This window comes from Pseudonocardia sp. DSM 110487, from assembly GCF_019468565.1.
Taxonomy (GTDB): Bacteria; Actinomycetota; Actinomycetes; order Mycobacteriales; family Pseudonocardiaceae; genus Pseudonocardia.
Genome location: NZ_CP080521.1, coordinates 9,517,851 through 9,534,519, shown reverse-complemented (window position 1 = coordinate 9,534,519; position 16,669 = coordinate 9,517,851). Strand labels below are relative to the sequence as shown.

17 protein-coding genes are annotated in these 16,669 nt (G+C 73.2%); 6 read left to right on the top strand and 11 right to left on the bottom strand.

All coding sequences use genetic code 11. The annotated features are described in order from the left end of the window. Nucleotides 1-17: 17 nt before the first annotated feature. The 4 genes from K1T35_RS44855 (at nucleotide 18) to K1T35_RS44840 (ending at nucleotide 4,680) form a co-directional block, all read left to right on the top strand. On the top strand, nucleotides 18-2,273 hold the full coding sequence (locus tag K1T35_RS44855) for a xanthine dehydrogenase family protein molybdopterin-binding subunit (RefSeq protein WP_220257712.1): 2,256 nt from the start codon (nucleotides 18-20) through the stop codon (nucleotides 2,271-2,273). Further along, on the top strand, nucleotides 2,270-2,749 hold the full coding sequence (locus K1T35_RS44850) for a (2Fe-2S)-binding protein (RefSeq protein ID WP_220257711.1): 480 nt from the start codon (nucleotides 2,270-2,272) through the stop codon (nucleotides 2,747-2,749). The genes K1T35_RS44855 and K1T35_RS44850 overlap by 4 nt, the downstream gene beginning before the upstream one ends. After that, on the top strand, nucleotides 2,746-3,561 hold the full coding sequence (locus K1T35_RS44845) for a xanthine dehydrogenase family protein subunit M (RefSeq protein WP_220257710.1): 816 nt from the start codon (nucleotides 2,746-2,748) through the stop codon (nucleotides 3,559-3,561). Before K1T35_RS44850 ends, K1T35_RS44845 begins: the two co-directional genes overlap by 4 nt. Before the next feature lie 66 nt (nucleotides 3,562-3,627). Further along, on the top strand, nucleotides 3,628-4,680 hold the full coding sequence (locus tag K1T35_RS44840; RefSeq protein ID WP_220257709.1) for a serine/threonine-protein kinase: 1,053 nt from the start codon (nucleotides 3,628-3,630) through the stop codon (nucleotides 4,678-4,680). An 11-nt stretch (nucleotides 4,681-4,691) separates the two neighbouring features. Here K1T35_RS44840 and K1T35_RS44835 read toward each other — a convergent pair whose 3' ends face one another. From K1T35_RS44835 to K1T35_RS44790, 10 genes are all read right to left on the bottom strand, one after another. Continuing rightward, nucleotides 4,692-5,453: an SDR family NAD(P)-dependent oxidoreductase gene (locus tag K1T35_RS44835; RefSeq protein WP_220257708.1), complete on the bottom strand. Its 762-nt coding sequence runs from the start codon at nucleotides 5,451-5,453 to the stop codon at nucleotides 4,692-4,694. Nucleotides 5,454-5,464: 11 nt separating this feature from the next. Continuing rightward, nucleotides 5,465-6,451 carry a transketolase family protein gene (locus K1T35_RS44830; RefSeq protein WP_220257707.1) on the bottom strand — a complete coding sequence of 329 codons (987 nt, stop codon included), beginning with the start codon at nucleotides 6,449-6,451 and terminating at the stop codon, nucleotides 5,465-5,467. Between the two features lie 4 nt (nucleotides 6,452-6,455). Next, a complete protein-coding gene (locus tag K1T35_RS44825) occupies nucleotides 6,456-7,295 on the bottom strand; it encodes a transketolase (protein WP_220257706.1) in 840 nt (279 codons plus the stop codon). 12 nt (nucleotides 7,296-7,307) lie between these two features. Further along, nucleotides 7,308-8,627 carry an MFS transporter gene (locus tag K1T35_RS44820; RefSeq protein WP_220257705.1) on the bottom strand — a complete coding sequence of 440 codons (1,320 nt, stop codon included), beginning with the start codon at nucleotides 8,625-8,627 and terminating at the stop codon, nucleotides 7,308-7,310. A 90-nt stretch (nucleotides 8,628-8,717) separates the two neighbouring features. Further along, nucleotides 8,718-9,368 (bottom strand): GntR family transcriptional regulator, encoded by a 651-nt coding sequence (locus K1T35_RS44815; protein WP_255621356.1) that lies wholly within the window; start codon nucleotides 9,366-9,368, stop codon nucleotides 8,718-8,720. 53 nt (nucleotides 9,369-9,421) lie between these two features. Continuing rightward, complete coding sequence (locus tag K1T35_RS44810; protein WP_220257704.1) at nucleotides 9,422-10,075, bottom strand: response regulator transcription factor; 654 nt, start codon at nucleotides 10,073-10,075, stop codon at nucleotides 9,422-9,424. Continuing rightward, on the bottom strand, nucleotides 10,072-11,271 hold the full coding sequence (locus K1T35_RS44805; protein WP_220257703.1) for a sensor histidine kinase: 1,200 nt from the start codon (nucleotides 11,269-11,271) through the stop codon (nucleotides 10,072-10,074). Before K1T35_RS44805 ends, K1T35_RS44810 begins: the two co-directional genes overlap by 4 nt. 58 nt (nucleotides 11,272-11,329) lie before the next feature. Beyond that, on the bottom strand, nucleotides 11,330-12,169 hold the full coding sequence (locus K1T35_RS44800) for a CPBP family intramembrane glutamic endopeptidase (RefSeq protein WP_220257702.1): 840 nt from the start codon (nucleotides 12,167-12,169) through the stop codon (nucleotides 11,330-11,332). 96 nt (nucleotides 12,170-12,265) lie between these two features. After that, nucleotides 12,266-13,474, bottom strand: a complete 1,209-nt coding sequence (locus tag K1T35_RS44795; RefSeq protein ID WP_220257701.1) for an MFS transporter — start codon at nucleotides 13,472-13,474, stop codon at nucleotides 12,266-12,268. Further along, nucleotides 13,471-14,052 (bottom strand): TetR/AcrR family transcriptional regulator, encoded by a 582-nt coding sequence (locus tag K1T35_RS44790; RefSeq protein ID WP_220257700.1) that lies wholly within the window; start codon nucleotides 14,050-14,052, stop codon nucleotides 13,471-13,473. Before K1T35_RS44790 ends, K1T35_RS44795 begins: the two co-directional genes overlap by 4 nt. A 104-nt stretch (nucleotides 14,053-14,156) precedes the next feature. Here K1T35_RS44790 and K1T35_RS44785 point away from each other — a divergent pair, with 104 nt between their 5' ends. Then, on the top strand, nucleotides 14,157-15,335 hold the full coding sequence (locus K1T35_RS44785; RefSeq protein ID WP_220257699.1) for a DUF418 domain-containing protein: 1,179 nt from the start codon (nucleotides 14,157-14,159) through the stop codon (nucleotides 15,333-15,335). Then, on the top strand, nucleotides 15,325-16,260 hold the full coding sequence (locus tag K1T35_RS44780) for an NAD(P)/FAD-dependent oxidoreductase (RefSeq protein WP_220257698.1): 936 nt from the start codon (nucleotides 15,325-15,327) through the stop codon (nucleotides 16,258-16,260). Before K1T35_RS44785 ends, K1T35_RS44780 begins: the two co-directional genes overlap by 11 nt. Here the strand turns inward: K1T35_RS44780 and K1T35_RS44775 are convergent. After that, nucleotides 16,235-16,594: a DUF952 domain-containing protein gene (locus K1T35_RS44775; protein WP_220257697.1), complete on the bottom strand. Its 360-nt coding sequence runs from the start codon at nucleotides 16,592-16,594 to the stop codon at nucleotides 16,235-16,237. The genes K1T35_RS44780 and K1T35_RS44775 overlap by 26 nt on opposite strands. Between the last annotated feature and the right edge of the window lie 75 nt (nucleotides 16,595-16,669).

The following is a 16,669-nucleotide window of genomic DNA, read 5'->3' as shown; positions in this document are numbered from 1 at the left end:
GGCTAGCATCCCCGGCGATGAGCATCATGGGCACGCGCGTGGTCCGTACAGAGGATCCGGTGTTCCTCTCCCGCGGCGCGACATACACCGACGACCTGACCGACGAGCGGCTGACCGGTGCACTGCACCTGACGCTCGTGCGGTCTCCGATGGCACACGCTCGGATCACCGGGATCGACGTCGAGGCGGCCAAGGCCGCGCCCGGCGTCGTCGGGGTGTTCACGGCTGCCGACCTCGACCTCTCGCCGGCGCTGCTGTTCCCAGCGGCGAACCGGGCGATGGTCCGGCCGTTCCTCGCCACCGACCGGGTGCGTTTCGTGGGGGAGCCGGTCGCGGCCGTCCTCACCGAGCACCTGTACCAGGGCCAGGATGCGGCCGAGCTGGTGGAGATCGACTACGATCCACTGCCGGCCGTGATCGGCCTGAAGGAGGCGCTGGCCGACGAGGTCGTGCTGTTCGACGAGGCGGGCACCAACCTCGCACTCGCCTTCGACGACCAGCAGTTCGACGATCACCTGTTCGACGACTGCGATGTCGTCGTCACGCGCGAGATCGTGAACCAGCGCCTGGCTGCGGCCCCGCTGGAGACGCGCGCCGCCTCGGCCGCGTGGGGTGACGACGGGCGGCTCACGCTGTTCGCCTCATCGCAGAACGCGCAGATGGCCCGCGACGAGGTGGCGGGCTGGCTCGGCATCGAGCCGGCGCAGGTCCACGTGATCCTGCCGGACGTCGGCGGCGGGTTCGGCGCGAAGATCGGGGCCGACCCGACGTTCGCCCTGGTGGCGTGGCTCGCCAAGCAGGTCGGGCGGCCGGTCCGGTGGACGGAGACCCGCTCGGAGAACATGACCGGGATGGTGCAGGGCCGCGCCCAGCTGCAGACCATCACGATCGGCGGGCGCCGCGACGGCACCGTCCTCGCCTACCGCCTCGACGTGCTCGCGGACGCGGGCGGCTACCCGGCGATCGGCGCGTTCCTCCCGTTCTTCACGCGGCAGATGGCGCCGGGCGTGTACGACATCCCGAAGGTGGAGTCGCGGGCGCGCGTGCTCGTCACCACCGCCACGCCCACCGGCGCCTACCGCGGCGCCGGTCGCCCGGAGGCCACCGCGGCGATCGAGCGGGCCATGGACCTGTTCGCGGCCGAGATCGGCATGGACCCGGCCGAGGTGCGCAAGCGCAACGTCGTGGCGCCGGACAAGTTCCCGTTCACCACCAAGGGCGGGGCCGTCTACGACACCGGCGAGTACGCCGAGGCGATCGACCGGGTGCTGGAAGCGGCGGGGTACGCCGAACTGCGGGCCGAGCAGGCCGCGCGGCGCGAGCGGGGCGACGTCATGCAGCTCGGCATCGGCGTCTCCTCGTACGTCGAGATCACCGGCGGCGGCGAGTTCCGCGAGGACGCAGCGGTCGAGGTGCACACCGACGGGACGGTGACCGTGCTCACCGGTACCTCACCACACGGTCAGGGTCATGCGACGGCGTGGGCGATGCTCGCGAGCGAGCACCTCGGCATCCCGATCGAGAAGATCACCGTCAAGCACGGCGACACCGACCTGATCCCGCGCGGCGTGGGCACGATGGGCTCCCGGAGCCTGCAGACCGGCGGCGTCGCTGTGTATCAGGCGGCCGGCGAACTGGTGGAGATTGCCAAGCAGCGCGCCGCCGACCTCCTCGAAGCGAGCGTCGACGACCTCGAGGTCACGGACGGCCGGGTCACGGTCAAGGGCACCGGCACCGGCGTCGATCTCGCCGAGCTGGCCGCGAAGGAGCAGCTGCGCGTCGAGACCGCGTTCGACAGCGGGGCCGCCACGTTCCCGTTCGGCGCGCACGTCGCGGTGGTCGAGGTCGACGTCGAGTCGGGCAAGGTGGTGGTCGACCGGATCACCACGGTCGACGACGCAGGCCCGGTGCTCAATCCGCTCCTCGCGGAGGGGCAGCGGCACGGCGGCATCGCGCAGGGCATCTCGCAGGCCCTGCTCGAGGAGGTCGTCTACGACGCCGACGGCAACCCGCTCACCGGCACGTTCGCCGATTACGGGTTCCCGTCCGCCGCCGAGCTGCCGAGCTTCACGTTGGTCGACATGGCGACGCCCACGCCGCTGAACCCGATCGGGGCGAAGGGCATCGGCGAGGCGGGCACCATCGGCGCCACCCCCGCGGTGCAGAGCGCGGTGATCGACGCCCTGTCGCACCTCGGCGTCCGCCACATCGACATACCGACCACCCCGCTGCGGGTCTGGGAGGCCATTCAGGCCGCGGGAGGCGCCAAATGACCGAGAAGGTCCAGATCACCGTCAACGGCGAGACGACCACCGCCGAGGTCGAGCCCCGACTGCTGCTCGCGCACTACCTGCGTGACGTCGTCGGGCTCAAGGCCACCAACATCGGCTGCGACACCACGTCCTGCGGCGCGTGCACGGTGTTGCTCGACGGCGAGTCGGTGAAGTCGTGCACGGTGCTCGCCGTGCAGGCCGACCAGCAGTCGGTCACCACGATGGAAGGGCTCTCGCCCGACCCCGAGCACCTGCACCCGGTGGCCGCGGCGTTCCATGCCGAGCACGGGCTCCAGTGCGGGTTCTGCACGCCGGGCATGGTGATGGCCACGGTCAGCCTCCTGGAGGAGAACCCGCACCCCACCGAGCGGGAGGTGCGCGAGGGCCTCGAGGGCAACCTCTGTCGCTGCACCGGCTACCACAACATCGTCCGCGCCGTGCTCGCCGCGGCCGAGTCCAGCGGGAGCCGTACATGATCCCCGTCGGTTTCGACTACGCCCGTCCCGACACCGTGGACGGCGCCGTGGCGCTGCTCGCCGAGCACGGCGAGGACGCCACGCTGCTCGCCGGCGGTCACTCGCTGCTCCCGGTCATGAAGCTGCGGCTGGGCGCGCCCGAGTTGGTGATCGACATCGGCAAGCTGACGGAACTGCAGTACATCCGCGTCGAGGGCGACGAGGTGGCGATCGGCGCAGGCACCCGGCACCGCACCGTCGAGGCTTCCGGCGTGCTGGCCGCCGAGTGCCCGCTGCTGCCCGCCGTCGCGCGCACCGTTGGCGACCCGCAGGTGCGCCACCGCGGCACGCTCGGCGGCTCGCTCGCCCACGCCGACCCGGCCTCCGACCTTCCGGCCGCCGTGCTCGCGCTGGGCGGCACGGTGGTGCTGCGCAGCCCGCGTGGCGAGCGGCAGGTGCCGATCACCGGCTTCTACACCGGCGTCTTCTCGTCGGTGAAGGAACCGGACGAGCTGATCGTCGAGATCCGGGTGCCGCGCACCGGCGGCGCGGGCTGGGCGTACGAGAAGTTCACCCGGCGCGCCATGGACTGGGCGATCGTCGGCGTCGCCGTGGTCGACGGCAGGGTGGGGCTGGTGAACATGGGCCCCACGCCGCTGCGGGCCTCCCAGACCGAGGCCGCGCTCGCCGACGGCGCCTCCATCGAGGAGGCCGCTGCGGTCGCGGCCGAGCGCACCGAGCCGCCCACGGATCTCGCGGCCACCGCGGAGTACCGTCGCCACCTCGCACGCGTGCTCACCCGCAGGGCGCTCACGACTGCCGCCAACGGGTGACGCACATCCGGGTCCAAGTTTCCCGGATCCGTGCGTAGCTGCCCCGTACGGGGGAAAGACTTCGGCATGGCCCCCGACGAGGCTGCTGCGTTCGGCGACGTCCCACGTGTCGTCGCCGGCCGCTACGAGCTCGGGTCGGTGCTCGGCGCGGGATCCTCCGCCGTCGTGCACCGAGCCCGTGACCTGCGGCGTGGTGTCGAGGTAGCGATCAAATGCTTCCGGCCTGGTGGGACGGAGCGAGATCTGAGACAGCAGCGCCAGGAGATGGCGCTGCTCGCACGTCTGGACCATCCCGGCCTCGTCCGGTTGCACGACGGCGGGCTCGTGGATCAGGGCCCGTTCGTCGTCACCGACCTGGTCGAGGGGCCGACGCTCGCGGAGCGGATCGCCTCGGGCCCGCCGCTCGCCCCAGGCGCGGTGCGCCGCCTCGGCGCCCACCTCGCCGACGCGCTGGCCTACGTGCACGGGGCGGGCATCGTGCACCGCGACGTCAAGCCGGCCAACGTCCTGCTCGGCAACGGCGGGCGCCCGCGCCTCGCCGACTTCGGCATCGCCCGCGCGCTCGAGGCCACTCAGGCCACTGCCGACGGCTGTGTCGTCGGCACCGCGGCATACCTGGCTCCCGAGCAGGTGCGCGGGGAGCACGTGGCCCCGGCCACCGACGTCTACGCGCTGGGCCTGGTGCTGCTGGAGGCGCTGACCGGCCGCCGCGAGTATCCCGGCGCAGCGGTCGAGTCGGCGACGGCGCGGCTGTACCGCTCCCCGGTGGTGCCCGCAGGGCTGCCGGCAGGGCTCGGCACGGTCCTGACCGCGATGACGCAGGACGATCCGCGCCGCAGGCCTCCCGCCGCCGCCGTGGCGGCCGCGCTCGCCGCCGACCCGGCATCGCCCGCCGCGGCGCTGGGGCTCGGGTCGCCGATGCGGCCCCGGGTCGTCCGCCACGGGCGGCACCGGCTCGGCCGTCCTGGCACGCGGCCCGTCTCGCGCCTCGCGCTCGCGGCACTCACGGCGATCGTCGCGATGTTCTCCGTCGCCGCCGCGCCGGCGACCCCGGCCTCCCCGATCACGGCGGTGGTCGACGTGGACAACCCGATCCAGCTGTCCCTACGGATCCGCTGAGGCGCCCCGCCTCAGTGGATGTGGGAGCCACCGTTCACGTCGTAGGTCGCCCCTGTGATGTAGCCCGACTCCTCGCGGCACAGGTACGTGATCAGGTCGGCCACGTCCGTGACCAGGCCGTTGCGGCCGACCGGGATCCCTGCGACCAGCTCTGCTCTGCGCTCCCCGTCCAGCGCGTCGCCAGCGATGTCGGTGTCGATCAGGCCGGGAGCCACGCTGTTGACGGTGACGCCCTGCGGGCCCACCTCGCGGGCCAGCGCGCGGGCGAAGCCGAGCTGCGCGGCCTTGGCCGCCGAGTAGGCGACCCCGCCGAACACCCCGCCGCCGCGCTCGGCCGACACCGAGGAGAGGAACACGACGCGGCCGAAGCCCCGCTCGACCATGCCGGGAACCAGTCGCCGCGTGATGTTGTAGGCGCCGCGCACGTTCACGGCGAAGATCCGGTCCCACTCCGGGCCGTCGACGTCGAGGAACCGCGTCGGCGACGTGATGCCCGCGTTGTTGACCAGCGCGCCGACCGCCGGCGCGTCGGCCGTGAGTACGTCGGCCGCGGCGGCCACCGAGGTCTCGTCGGTGACGTCGCAGGCCAGCCCGAAGGCCCGGACGCCGTGCCGGTCGGCGACCTCGTCCGCGGTGTCCTTGGCGCCGGCCTCGTCGAGGTCGAGCACGGCGACGTTCCAGCCCGCCGCGGCGAGGGCGTGCGCGGTCGCGCGGCCGATGCCGCGTCGGGAGGCGGCGCCGGTGACGACGGCCGTCCGGTCGGTGACGGTCATGCTGCTCCTGTTCAGAGTGCGGCCCTGACGCGCGCGCAGAGCGCGTCGGTGGACAGGCCGTAGCGGTCGTGCAGTGTGGGCAGTGCGCCCGCGGCGAGGAACTCGTCGGGCAGGGCGGCGGTGACGATCCGGGCGCTGCGGCCCGCGTAGGCGACGGTGGCGGCGACGGCCTCGGACAGCCCGCCGACCACCGTGTGGTTCTCGGCCGTGACCACGAGGCGGTCCCCGCGCACCTCGCGCAGGATCGCCTCGGTGTCCAGCGGCTTGATCGTCGGGACGTGCAGAACGGCCGCGTCGACTCGGTCGGCCTCGAGCCGGGCCGCGGCCTGCAGCGTGCGCGTGGTCATCAGGCCGGTCGAGACGAACAGGACGTCGCGCCCGCCCCGCAGCAGGGCGGCCTTGCCGAGCTCGAAGCGGTAGTCGTACTCGTCGAGCACCGTGGGGACGTTGCCGCGCAGCAACCGCAGGTAGGTGGGCCCTGGGTGGGTGGCGAGCGCGGTCACGGCCTGCTCGATGTCCACCGAGTCGCACGGGTCGACGACGGTCAGGTTCGGGCAGGCGCGCAGGATCGCGAGATCCTCGGTTGCCTGGTGGCTCGGCCCGTAGCCGGTGGTGAGCCCCGGCAGTGCGCCGACGACGTTGACGTTCAAGCCGGGCTCGGCGATGTCGAGGCAGAGGAAGTCGTAGGCGCGCCGGGTGGCGAACACCGAGTACGTGGACGCGAACGGCACGAGGCCGACCTCGGCGAGCCCGGCCGCGGCGCCGAGCATCACCTGCTCGGCCATGCCCATCTGGAAGAAGCGGTCCGGGTGCGCGTCGCGGAAGACGTGCATGTCGGTGTACTTCGCGAGATCCGCGGAGAGCCCGACGATCTCGGGGCGCTCCTCGGCGAGCCGGGCCAGCGCGTGGCCGAACGGGGCGGTGGTCGTGCGCTGGTCGGGGTCGGCGAACGACGCGATCATCGCCGACGTGGTGAGCCGCTTCGCCGGGGCATTCATCGACTCACCCCAGCTCGTCACGGGCGGCCTGCCATTCGTGCTGGGCGACGGGCATGAAGTGCGCTTTCTCCCTGGTCTCGAGGAACGGCACGCCGCGGCCGATGCGGGTGTCGCAGATCAGCACGGACGGTCCCGAGGTGTGTTCGCGGATGCGGTCGAGCGCGGCGAGCAGGGCGGGGATGTCGTTGCCGTCGACGCGCACGGCGTGCCAGCCGAACGCCCGCCATTTCTCGGTGACCGGCTCGGTGCGCAGCACGCCAGTGGTCGGGCCGTCGGCCTGCAGCCCGTTCACGTCGACGATCGCGGTGAGGTTCGCCAGGCCGTGGTGGGCGCCCGCCAGCGCGGCCTCCCACGTGGAGCCCTCGTCGAGCTCGCCGTCGGAGAGCAGGTTGAACACGCGTGCCGGGTTTCCGAGCCTGCGCAGGCCGAGCGCCATCCCGCACCCGACCGCGAGGCCGTGCCCGAGCGAGCCGCCCGAGATCTCCATGCCCGGCGTGTAGGAGGCCATGCCGGACATGGGGAGCCGCGAGCCGTCGGAGCCGTAGGTCTCGAGCTCGTCGAGTGGGATCGTGCCGGCCTCGGCCAGCGCCGCGTAGAGCGCGATCGCGTAGTGGCCGATGGAGAGCAGGAAGCGGTCCCTGCCCTCCCAGCCGGGGTCGTCCGGGCGGTGGCGCAGCTCGCCGCCGTCTCTGGCATAGAAGACGGCAAGGACGTCGGCGATGCCGAGGGCCTGGCCGATGTAGCCCTGGCCCTGGACCTCACCCATCGTCAGTGCGTTGCGCCGGATCCGCGTGGCCGCTGCTTCGAGCTTCGCGACGCGCTGGTCGACGGTTACCGCGGTCATCGTTCCTCCTGGTCAGACGGTGGGGACGGGGGTGCGCACTGCCAGTGCCTCGACCTCGGCCCGCTCGCGCGCGCCCCACGTCTCGCGGGTCAGCAGCGCGGCGACGAGCCCGAGCGCGCCGTAGCCCGTGATCAGCAGGGCGGGGCCGAGCCAACCGGTCGTGGCGAACAGCGCCGTCGCGATCAGCGGCGTGAACCCGGAGACGACCGCAGAGAGCTGGTAGGCCAGCGAGGCGCCGGTCGTGCGGGTGCGGGCCGCGAAGAGCTCCGAGAACCATGCGCCCTGCACGCCTGCGAGGCAGTTCTGGCAGACCGCGTAGCTGACGATGAACGCGAGCACGATCGCGGCCGCCTGCCCGGTGTTCAGCAGCAGGAAGAGCGGCACGCCCCAGGCGAGTGTGATCGCCGTGCCGAACAGGTACACCGGCCGTCGCCCGACCCGGTCGGTCAGCGCGCCCCACAGCGTGGTGGCGGCGATGCCGAGCGCGGCGGCGAGCATGAGCGCGAACAGGGTGAGCGACCGGTCCGCGAGCTTCTCGCTCGCGAGGTACGACATCACGAACGTGACCGAGACGGCGTAGCCGGCGGTCTCGGTGATCCGCAGGCAGAACGCGCGCAGGACATTGCGCCAGTCCGTGCGGAGCACCTCGAGCAGCGGGTTGCTCGACACCTCGCCCTCGGCCTTCAGCGTCTCGAACTCCGGTGACTCTTCGACCTTCAGCCGGATGACGATGCCGACCACGATCAGCACGGCGCTGAGCAGGAACGGCACGCGCCACGCCCACTGGTCGCCGAGCGGCACGCTCACCAGGAAGGCGGCGTTGGCGAGCAGCAGGCCGAGCGGGAAGCCGGCCTGCGTGATGCCGGTGTAGAGCCCGCGCTTGCGCCACGGTGCGTGCTCGAAGGTCATCAGGATCGCGCCGCCCCACTCGGCGCCGAACGCGAGTCCCTGCACCACCCGGACGGCGACGAGCAGGATCCCCGCCCACACCCCGACCTGCGCGTACGTGGGCAGCGCGCCGATCAGGACCGTGGCGACGCCCATCAGCAGCAGTGATCCGACGAGCACCGGCTTGCGCCCGATCCGGTCGCCGAGGTAGCCGCCCACGATCCCGCCGAGCGGGCGCACCGCGAACCCGATCCCCAGCGTCGCGAACGACAGCAGGGTGCCCGAGAGCGGATCGGTTGCCGGGAAGAAGACGGTGTTGAAGTACAACGCCGCCGCCGTGCCGAACCCGATGAAGTCGTAGGTCTCGATGGTCGCGCCGATCGAGGAGCCCAGCGCGACCTTCTTCCGCGCCGGCGTCCCCTCGACCGCGTGCTGTGCAGCCATGTGATCTCCGATGATCAGTGCCGAGAGTTCGACTGTTAACACTCGGCAGTCGCACAAACCTTGAGGGCTCGTTGCTCGGATGTCAACCGGTCAGTGCGCGAAGTGGTCGGCCGCGGCGGCCATGTGCTCCTCGACGACCGCGACCGCACTGGTCAGGTCGCCGCTCTCGATGGCGTCGACGATCGCCGCGTGCCGCCCGGGCGTCATCATCGCGGGAGCGTCCTCCGGGTCCCGGCTCATGATCGTGACGCGGATCCGGCCCTCGAGGTGGCGCCACGAGTCCACCAGCATCGTGTTGCCCGACAGCTCGCAGAGCCGGACGTGGAAGCCGAGGTCCGCCTCGACCCTCGCCGCGAAGTCCGCCCCGGCATCGCCGATGGCCGACGCCGCGGTGCGCAGTGCCGCCACCGCCGCCGCCCGGTTCGGCGACGCGATGATCTCGGAGACGGCGAGTCCTTCGAGCGCCGCCCGGACCTTGAACAGCCCGTGGATCTCCTCCGCCGACAGGGAGTTCACGCGCAGCATCCCGCGGGCGCCCGCCCGCACGAGACCCTCCTGCTGCAGGTGCCGCAGCGCCTCGCGCACCGTGCCCCGGCTCACGCCGAGCTTCGCCGCGAGCTCCACCTCACCGAGGTGGTCGCCGGGGCGGTAGGCGCCGGAGGTGACGGCCGTGCGCAGCGCCTGCAGCACCCGCTCACGCAGGGTGCTGCGGTCGACGCTCGTCAACGGCTCGACGGACACGGGTCACTCCTCCCGACTGCCGAGACACTACCTGTCGACACTCGACCACCGGATCAGCCGATCAGGCCGGCGTCCTGCGCCGCGATGGCCGCCTGCACCCGGGAGCGCAGGCCGAGCTTCGTGAGCACCCGGGAGACGTGCGTCTTCGTGGTGGCCTCGGTGATCACCAGCTCCGCCGAGATCTCCGCGTTGGACAGGCCGCGGCCGAGACAGGTGAGCACGTCCATCTCGCGCGGGGTGAGCTCGTCGATGCCGGGCGGCCGGACCGGCTTCCGGGCCGGGGCGCCGAGCCTGGCGATCACCCGGCGGGTGATCTCGGGGGCGAGCACGCCGTCTCCCTTCGCCACGGCGCGCACCGCGGCGAGCAGCGCCGGAGCCTCGACGGACTTGAGCAGGAAGCCCGCCGCGCCCGCGGCGAGGGCGGAGTCGACGTACTCGTCCAGGTCGAAGGTGGTGAGCACGAGCACCTCGCACACCGATTCCCCGATGAGCCTGCGGGTGGCCTCGATGCCGTCGATGCCGGGCATGCGGATGTCCATGAGCACGACGTCCGGCTTGCGGTCGCGGGCCATCCCGACGGCGGCGAGCCCGTCGGCGGCCTCGCCGACCACCGTGATGTCCGGGGCGGAGTCGAGGATCATCACCAGGCCGGTGCGGATCGCAGCCTGGTCGTCGGCCACGACCACGCGCACGGGCTCCGGGCTCATCGGGAAGCTCCGGCGGCAGCCGGCACCGGCAGCACGGCGCGCACGCGCCAGCGACCGCCGTCCGGTCCGGCCGTGACGGTGCCGCCCACGGCGACCGCGCGCTCGTGCAGGCCCACCAGGCCGGTTCCGGTGCCGCCACCGGCCGGCGCGCCGGGCATGAGGTCGTTCTCGATCTCGATCACCAGTTCTCCGTCGTGGTCGCCAAGATGTAGTCGCACCCGGCTGGCGGGGGCGTGCTTGGCGGCGTTCGTCAGCGACTCCTGCACGATGCGGAACGCTGCCAGGTCCACCGCGGCCGGCAGCTCCGCCGCGCCGCCGCGCGCGTCGTCGACCTCGATCCGCAGGCCGGTGCCGCCCGCGGACTCGACGAGCGCGTCGAGCCGGTCGAGCCCGGCGGGTGCGGTGCGCGGGTCGCCGTCGCCCGCGCCGTCGGCCCGCAGCAGGCCGATCATCGTGCGCATCTCCGCCAGCGACGCCACGCTGTCGCGGCGCACCGACTGCAGCACCCGGCGCAGCACCGCGGGGTCCGGATCCGGCAGGTTGAGCGCCGCCTCGGACTGGATCGCGATGCCCGAGAGCTGCCCGGCGATCACGTCGTGCAGGTCGCGGGCCATCCGCGCTCGCTCGGCCGCCACGGCGGCGGCGCGGTCCAGCTCGGACATCCGGGACGCCTGCTCGGCACGTTCCCGCTCGGCGTCGGCCTGCCCGCGGTGCAGGCGCACCTCCCGTCCCCACAGCACCGGTACGGCCAGCACGAGCCCGAGGTTGAGGATGACGAGCACGGCCGCGCGGCCGCCATCGGAGACGAGGCTGACGAGTCCCGCCCCGCCTGCCACGGCCACGGTGGCGCCGGCCACCGTCCAGCTGAGCCGCTCCGACGAGTAGAGGACCGAGCAGTAGAGCAGGTCGCCGATGAGCATCATCATCGCGAGCGGCACGGAACCGAGCTGCACCATCGCGAGCAGCACGCCGCAGGCGATCGCGAGTCCGAGCACGGGCCGGACCCGCCGCTGGGTGTGCCCGAGCGCGGCGACCGCGAGCAGCCCCAGCAGGGCCCACGGCGACGGCTCCGGACCGTCGTTCCAGCGGATGGCGACCTCGGGGACGATCAGGTACAGCAGCACGCCGAGCAGGAAGAAGCCGACGACGTAGAGCGCGTCCTCCAGCCGCTCGCGCTCGTGCAGCCAACCCGTCACGCGGCAATTGAACACGCGACGGCCCGCCGCTCGCGTCGATCGAAGGTGGTACGCGGACTCACACACCCCCGGGCACGCCGGTTCTCCCCGTGGCGTCCCGGTCCGCGACGGCCGCGGTCGGTGCCGTCCGGCCGACGAGCAGGTGCAGCGCGATGGCGATCGCGGTCGCCACCGCGACGTCGAGAAGCGCACCGACGGTCGAGGTTGTCGGGAACAGACCGGCAGCGCCGTTGCCTGCGAAATGCACCACCACGGCCGCGGCGACCCCGCCGCGCAGCCGCTCCGACATCACACAGATCGTGTAGCTCATCGGTAGGAACGCCGCGAAGAAGAGCCCTGTCTCCCAGCTGCCCAGCCCGATCTCGGCCTGTGTCGTACCGGGGAGCAGGAACAACGGCACGTGCCATGCGGCCCATACGAGGCCGAGCAGCACGGCCGTCCACACCGGCGAGAGTGTCCGGCGAAGACGGGGCTGCGCGTAGCCCCGCCAGCCGAACTCCTCCGAAAGCGGCCCCGCGATGAGCACGAATCCGATGACCATCAGCGGCCCGCCGATCGTCGCCGCCCGATCTCCCGCGGTCGCGAGGTCCAGCGTGCCGTCGACGAGGGCCGCGGCGATGGCGGGCGCTGCGCCGAGCAGCAGCGCGGGCAGCAACCAGCGCCCCGCCGCGCGGAACGGGTTGGGTCCGCGCGGACGGCGCCTACCGCCGCACCACAGGAGCAGCGCGACCGCCGTCGGGCCGAACGCACCGACGACGAACAGGAGCTGGGGGAGCGGCTCCCCGATGTCGCCACCGGCGAGCAGCGCCAGACCCCACGGCAGCCAGCTGACCGCGAACGTCCCGGCGAAGAACAGCAGGAGATCGGTCCTCGTCCGCTGCGGCGATGGGGGAACCATGGTCGACGACGTTAGGGACGCCGCGTGCGTGGGGCACTGGCACAAGCCCCCGCGATCGGCGTGGGGTGCACCCCCACTCGGGGGTGGGACCCGGTCTCAGCGCGCCGCATCGACGCGGTCCGGTTCCGGCGGACCGAGGTGAGTGCGCCCGGTCAGCGCGAACGCGGCGGCCAGCAGGCAGCCGACGCCGATCACGATGTAGCCGGCGCCCGGACCGCCCGCGTCGACCACCGGCCCGATCGCGAGGAGCCCGAGCGGCCCGGCCGCCACCGCGAGCGAGGTGTAGCTGCCGATGACGCGCCCCCGCATCCGATCGGGCGTGCGGTGCTGGATCACGAGCGCCGCCACCGGGTTGATCGGGCCTGCCACCACGCCGACCGCGAACCCGAGCACCACCAGCACCGGCACCGGCGGCAGCAGTGCGAACGCGGCGAGCCCGAGCCCGGCCGCGGCCACCGAGCCCACCAGCGCGGTTCCCTCCGACATGCGGTGCGCCACCGCGCCGTACCCGAGCGCGCCGATCAGCCCTCCCACGGCGAACGCGGCCAGCACCAGCCCGTACTCCGCGGGCCGGCCGGCCTGCTGGAGGTGCGCGTTGAGCACGACCGACTGGAACGGGGCCGCGAACGCGACGATGATCGTCGCGGTGAGCGCGACGGTCCGCAGGCCCCGGTCGTGCAGGACGAACCGCAGGCCGTCGACCACCGAGCGCAGGTAGGGCTCGCGGACCGGTGCCGGCGCGGCCGCGGCGGGCATGGTCCACCCCGTGATCACCGCGGACAGCACGAACATCGCGACCGTGGCCCACAGCGCGCCGAACCCGCCTGTCGCCACCAGTAGCACGCCACCGACCCCCGGCCCGACCATGTTCCCGACGCTCTCGGCGGCCTCGCCCCACGCGTTGAGCTTCGGCAGCGGGGTGCCGGAGCTACGCGCGACATCGGGACGCATGGCCTCGCGCGCGGCGGCGCCCGGCCCGTCGAACACCGCACCGAGCGCCACCAGGACGAGCAGCAGTGGCAGCCCGAGCCCGACGAGCCCGTCGAGCAGCGGGAGCGCCGCAACGGCGAGCGCGCTGAGCACGTCGGCGGCGACGGCGCACGTGCGCCGTCCGATCCGGTCGATGAGCGCGCCACCGAAGAGCGCCGACAGGGCGACCGGCAGGATCGCGGCCGCCCCTGCGAGCCCCGCCGCGGTGGCGCTGCCGGTGCGCTCCAGCACCAACCACGGCACGGCGACCGCGACGATCGCGTTGCCGGTGTTCGACAGGGTGGTCGAGGCGAGCAGACCGATCAGCGCCCTCACGGTGCTTCCCCGATACCGGCGAGCAGGGTGTGGAACGCCAGTTCCGGGGCATCGCGGGCGGCGAGCCGCCCGCGGGCCACCCCGTCCCACGCCGAGTAGGTGAGGGCGTACAGCGTGCTGACCACCCACCAGACCGGCGCATCCCTGCGCACCGCTCCGGCGTGCTGCGCCCTGCGGACGAACTCCTCGATCGGCTCGTCGAGCCGCTCGATCCGCGCCGCGAGGGCCGGATCGTCGTCGAGCGATGGCTGGCGGAGGAGGAACTCCAGCCGGGCCCCTAGGGGGACGAGCGCCTCGACGAGCCTGCGCAGGGCGCCGGTGGCGTCCGCCGCCGTCGCGTGCGGGGCGAGCAGGGCGATGCCCGAGTCGGCCAGTGCATCCGCGAACCGGTCGACCGAGTCGTGGGCCACGGCGAGCAGCAGCGCGTCCCGGGTGGGGTAGCGCTTGTGGAGCGTGGTGCGGCCGACGCCTGCCGCCGCGGCGACCTCCCCGAGTGAGGCCCGCGGATCGGCGACGAGTACCTCGGCGGCGACCTGCAGCAGGCTGGGCTGCACCGGCCTCCGGGTGCGAACATCCATGTTCACAACTGTACAGAGATGTTCTGAGATCGATCCAAGGTTGCACGTCGGATCGATCCCTCGCCCGACGACGCGGCTCCCTCGGCCGGGCGATCCTCGACCCCATGACCGTGATCAGTGGGCGGGGCCGGATCGACGCGCTCGACGTCCTCCGGGGCGTCGCGATCGTCGGGACGTTCGGCACGAACGTCTGGCTGTTCGCCGCGCCCGGTGGGCCGGCGGCGTGGATCTCGACGGCGTTCTCCGAGAGCGACCCGCTCGAGATCGCGCTGCAGACGCTCACCAACGGCAAGTTCCTCGCGCTGCTCACGCTGCTGTTCGGGGTGGGGATCGAGCTGCAGTACCGGTCGGCCGTGCGCCGGGGGAACCCGTGGCCCGGCAGGTATCCGGTGCGTGCCGCGATCCTGTTCGTCGAAGGGCTCGTGCACTACGTCCTCGTGTTCGAGTTCGACGTCCTGATGGGGTACGCGATCGCGTCGTTCCTGGTGGCGTACCTGGTGGGGCGGAGCGACCGGGCGGTGCGGGCCGTGGCGGGCGCGGTCGGAGCGGTCTACGTCGCGGCTCTGCTCGCGGTCACGGCGTTGCTGCTGGCGACGCCGGACGCGTCGGGGTCCGGCTCGACCCCCGACCCGGCCCTCACGGCGAGCTGGCCGCGACAGGTGCTGCTGCGCCTCGAGTACGTCGCCCTGTTCCGGGCGGAGCTGGTGCTGATCGTCCCGTCGGCCGTCGTGCTGTTCCTCGTCGGCTCCCGGCTGGTGCGCGCGGGTGCGTTCACCGAGGCGGGAACGCGGATCCGCCGGAGGCTCATGGGGGTCGGCCTCGGCGTCGGGGTTCCGCTGAACGCACTGGCGGCCGCCGCTGGCCCGGGCTGGTTCCTCGTGGACCGCTACCTCGCGCCGCCGCTCGTCGCGCTCGGCCTGCTCGGGCTCGGCACGACGCTCGTCCTGCGTGGTCGACGCGAGCCCGGCCCGATCCGGCGGGGGCTGACCGCGGTCGGCCGCACCGCGCTCTCGGGCTACGTCCTGCAGAACGTGCTCGCCGCCGTGCTCTGCTACGGCTGGGGCTTCGGGCTTGCGGAGCGGTTCGCCGGTGCCGGGCCGTGGTTCGTGCTCGCGCTGTGGGCCGGTGTCTCGGCGCTCCTGCTCGCGGTCGCCCCGCTGTGGCTGCGCCACGTCGACCGGGGTCCGCTGGAACTGCTGGTGCACCGGATCACCTTTGCCGGATCGGCACGAAACCGGGCCGGCTCGGCGGTCCCGGCCCAGAGTGGGCGGCATGACCTATGACGTGATCGTGATCGGCGGCGGAGCGGCGGGGCTGGCCGGGGCGACGGCCCTGCTCCGCTCCCGGCGCTCGGTGCTGGTGGTGGACGGCGGCGAGCCGCGGAACGCGCCCGCCGACGGGGTGCACAACTTCCTGACGCGCGACGGCACGCCGCCGAGCGAGCTGCTGGCGGCCGGCCGCGCGGAGGTGCTCGGTTACGGCGGGGAAGTGGTGCACGGGAGCGTGGTGGCCGTCGACCCCGGCTTCCGGGTCCGGCTCGACGACGGTCGCACGCTGTCGGCCCGTCGGCTGCTCGTCGCGACGGGCCTCGCCGACGAGCTGCCGGACGTACCGGGACTGGCGCAGCGGTGGGGCCGGGACGTGCTGCACTGCCCGTACTGCCACGGCTGGGAGGTGCGCGACCGGGCCGTCGGAGTGCTGGCAACCGGGCCGATGGCCGTGCACCAGACGTTGCTGTTCCGGCAGCTGACCGATGACGTCACGCTGTTCCTGCACACCGGGCCCGAACTCTCCGAGGACGAGTGGGAGCAGTTGGCCGCGCTCGGGATCGCGGTGGTGGACGGCGAGGTCGCGGGGCTGGAGGTCGTCGACGATCGGTTGGCCGGCGTTCGCCTGGCCTCGGGCCGGACGATCCCGCGCGAGGCGCTCGTGGTCGCACCGAGGTTCACCGCCCGCGTGCCCCCGGTACCGGGACTGGTGGCGGAGGAGGTGCGGATGGGGGAGCACGTGATCGGCGCCGCGGTGCCGGTCGGGCCGGGCGGCGCCACTGCCGTGCCCGGGGTCTGGGCGGCCGGCAACGTCGTGGAGGTGCAGGCGCAGGTGATCAGCTCCGCCGCCGCCGGACTGGCGGCCGGGGCGGCGATCAACGCGGATCTCGTCGCCGAGGACGCTCGCCGGGCGGTCAGCCGGACAGCGTCGGTGGGGTGAAGGTGCCGTCCTCCCCTGGCCGGTAGGGCAGGGCGGCCGTCACGGCCGCCGCCGGGACGGGACCGTAGGCGTGGGGGAAGCGCATCGACTCCGGGTCGCCGGGCACGCCAGGCTCCCACCGGATCTCGACGGGGACGCGGGCCGGGTCGATCACCAGCAACACGACGTCGGTCCGGCCGCGGAAGAGCCGGTTCGCCGGCAGCGACACCTGCTCGGGTGTCGAGAGGTGCACGAACCCGACCTCGGCGAGCGACGGCGGCGTCACCGCACCGGCGGCGCGAGCGGCCTCCCACTCCGCGGCGGTGCACATGTGCAACAGGACTTCTGACTCCATCCGAGCAGTCTGTCGGGCCTTGTCTTTGACACGACGTGTCAATTAACGTCCGTCACACCCGAGCCACCGTCGTCA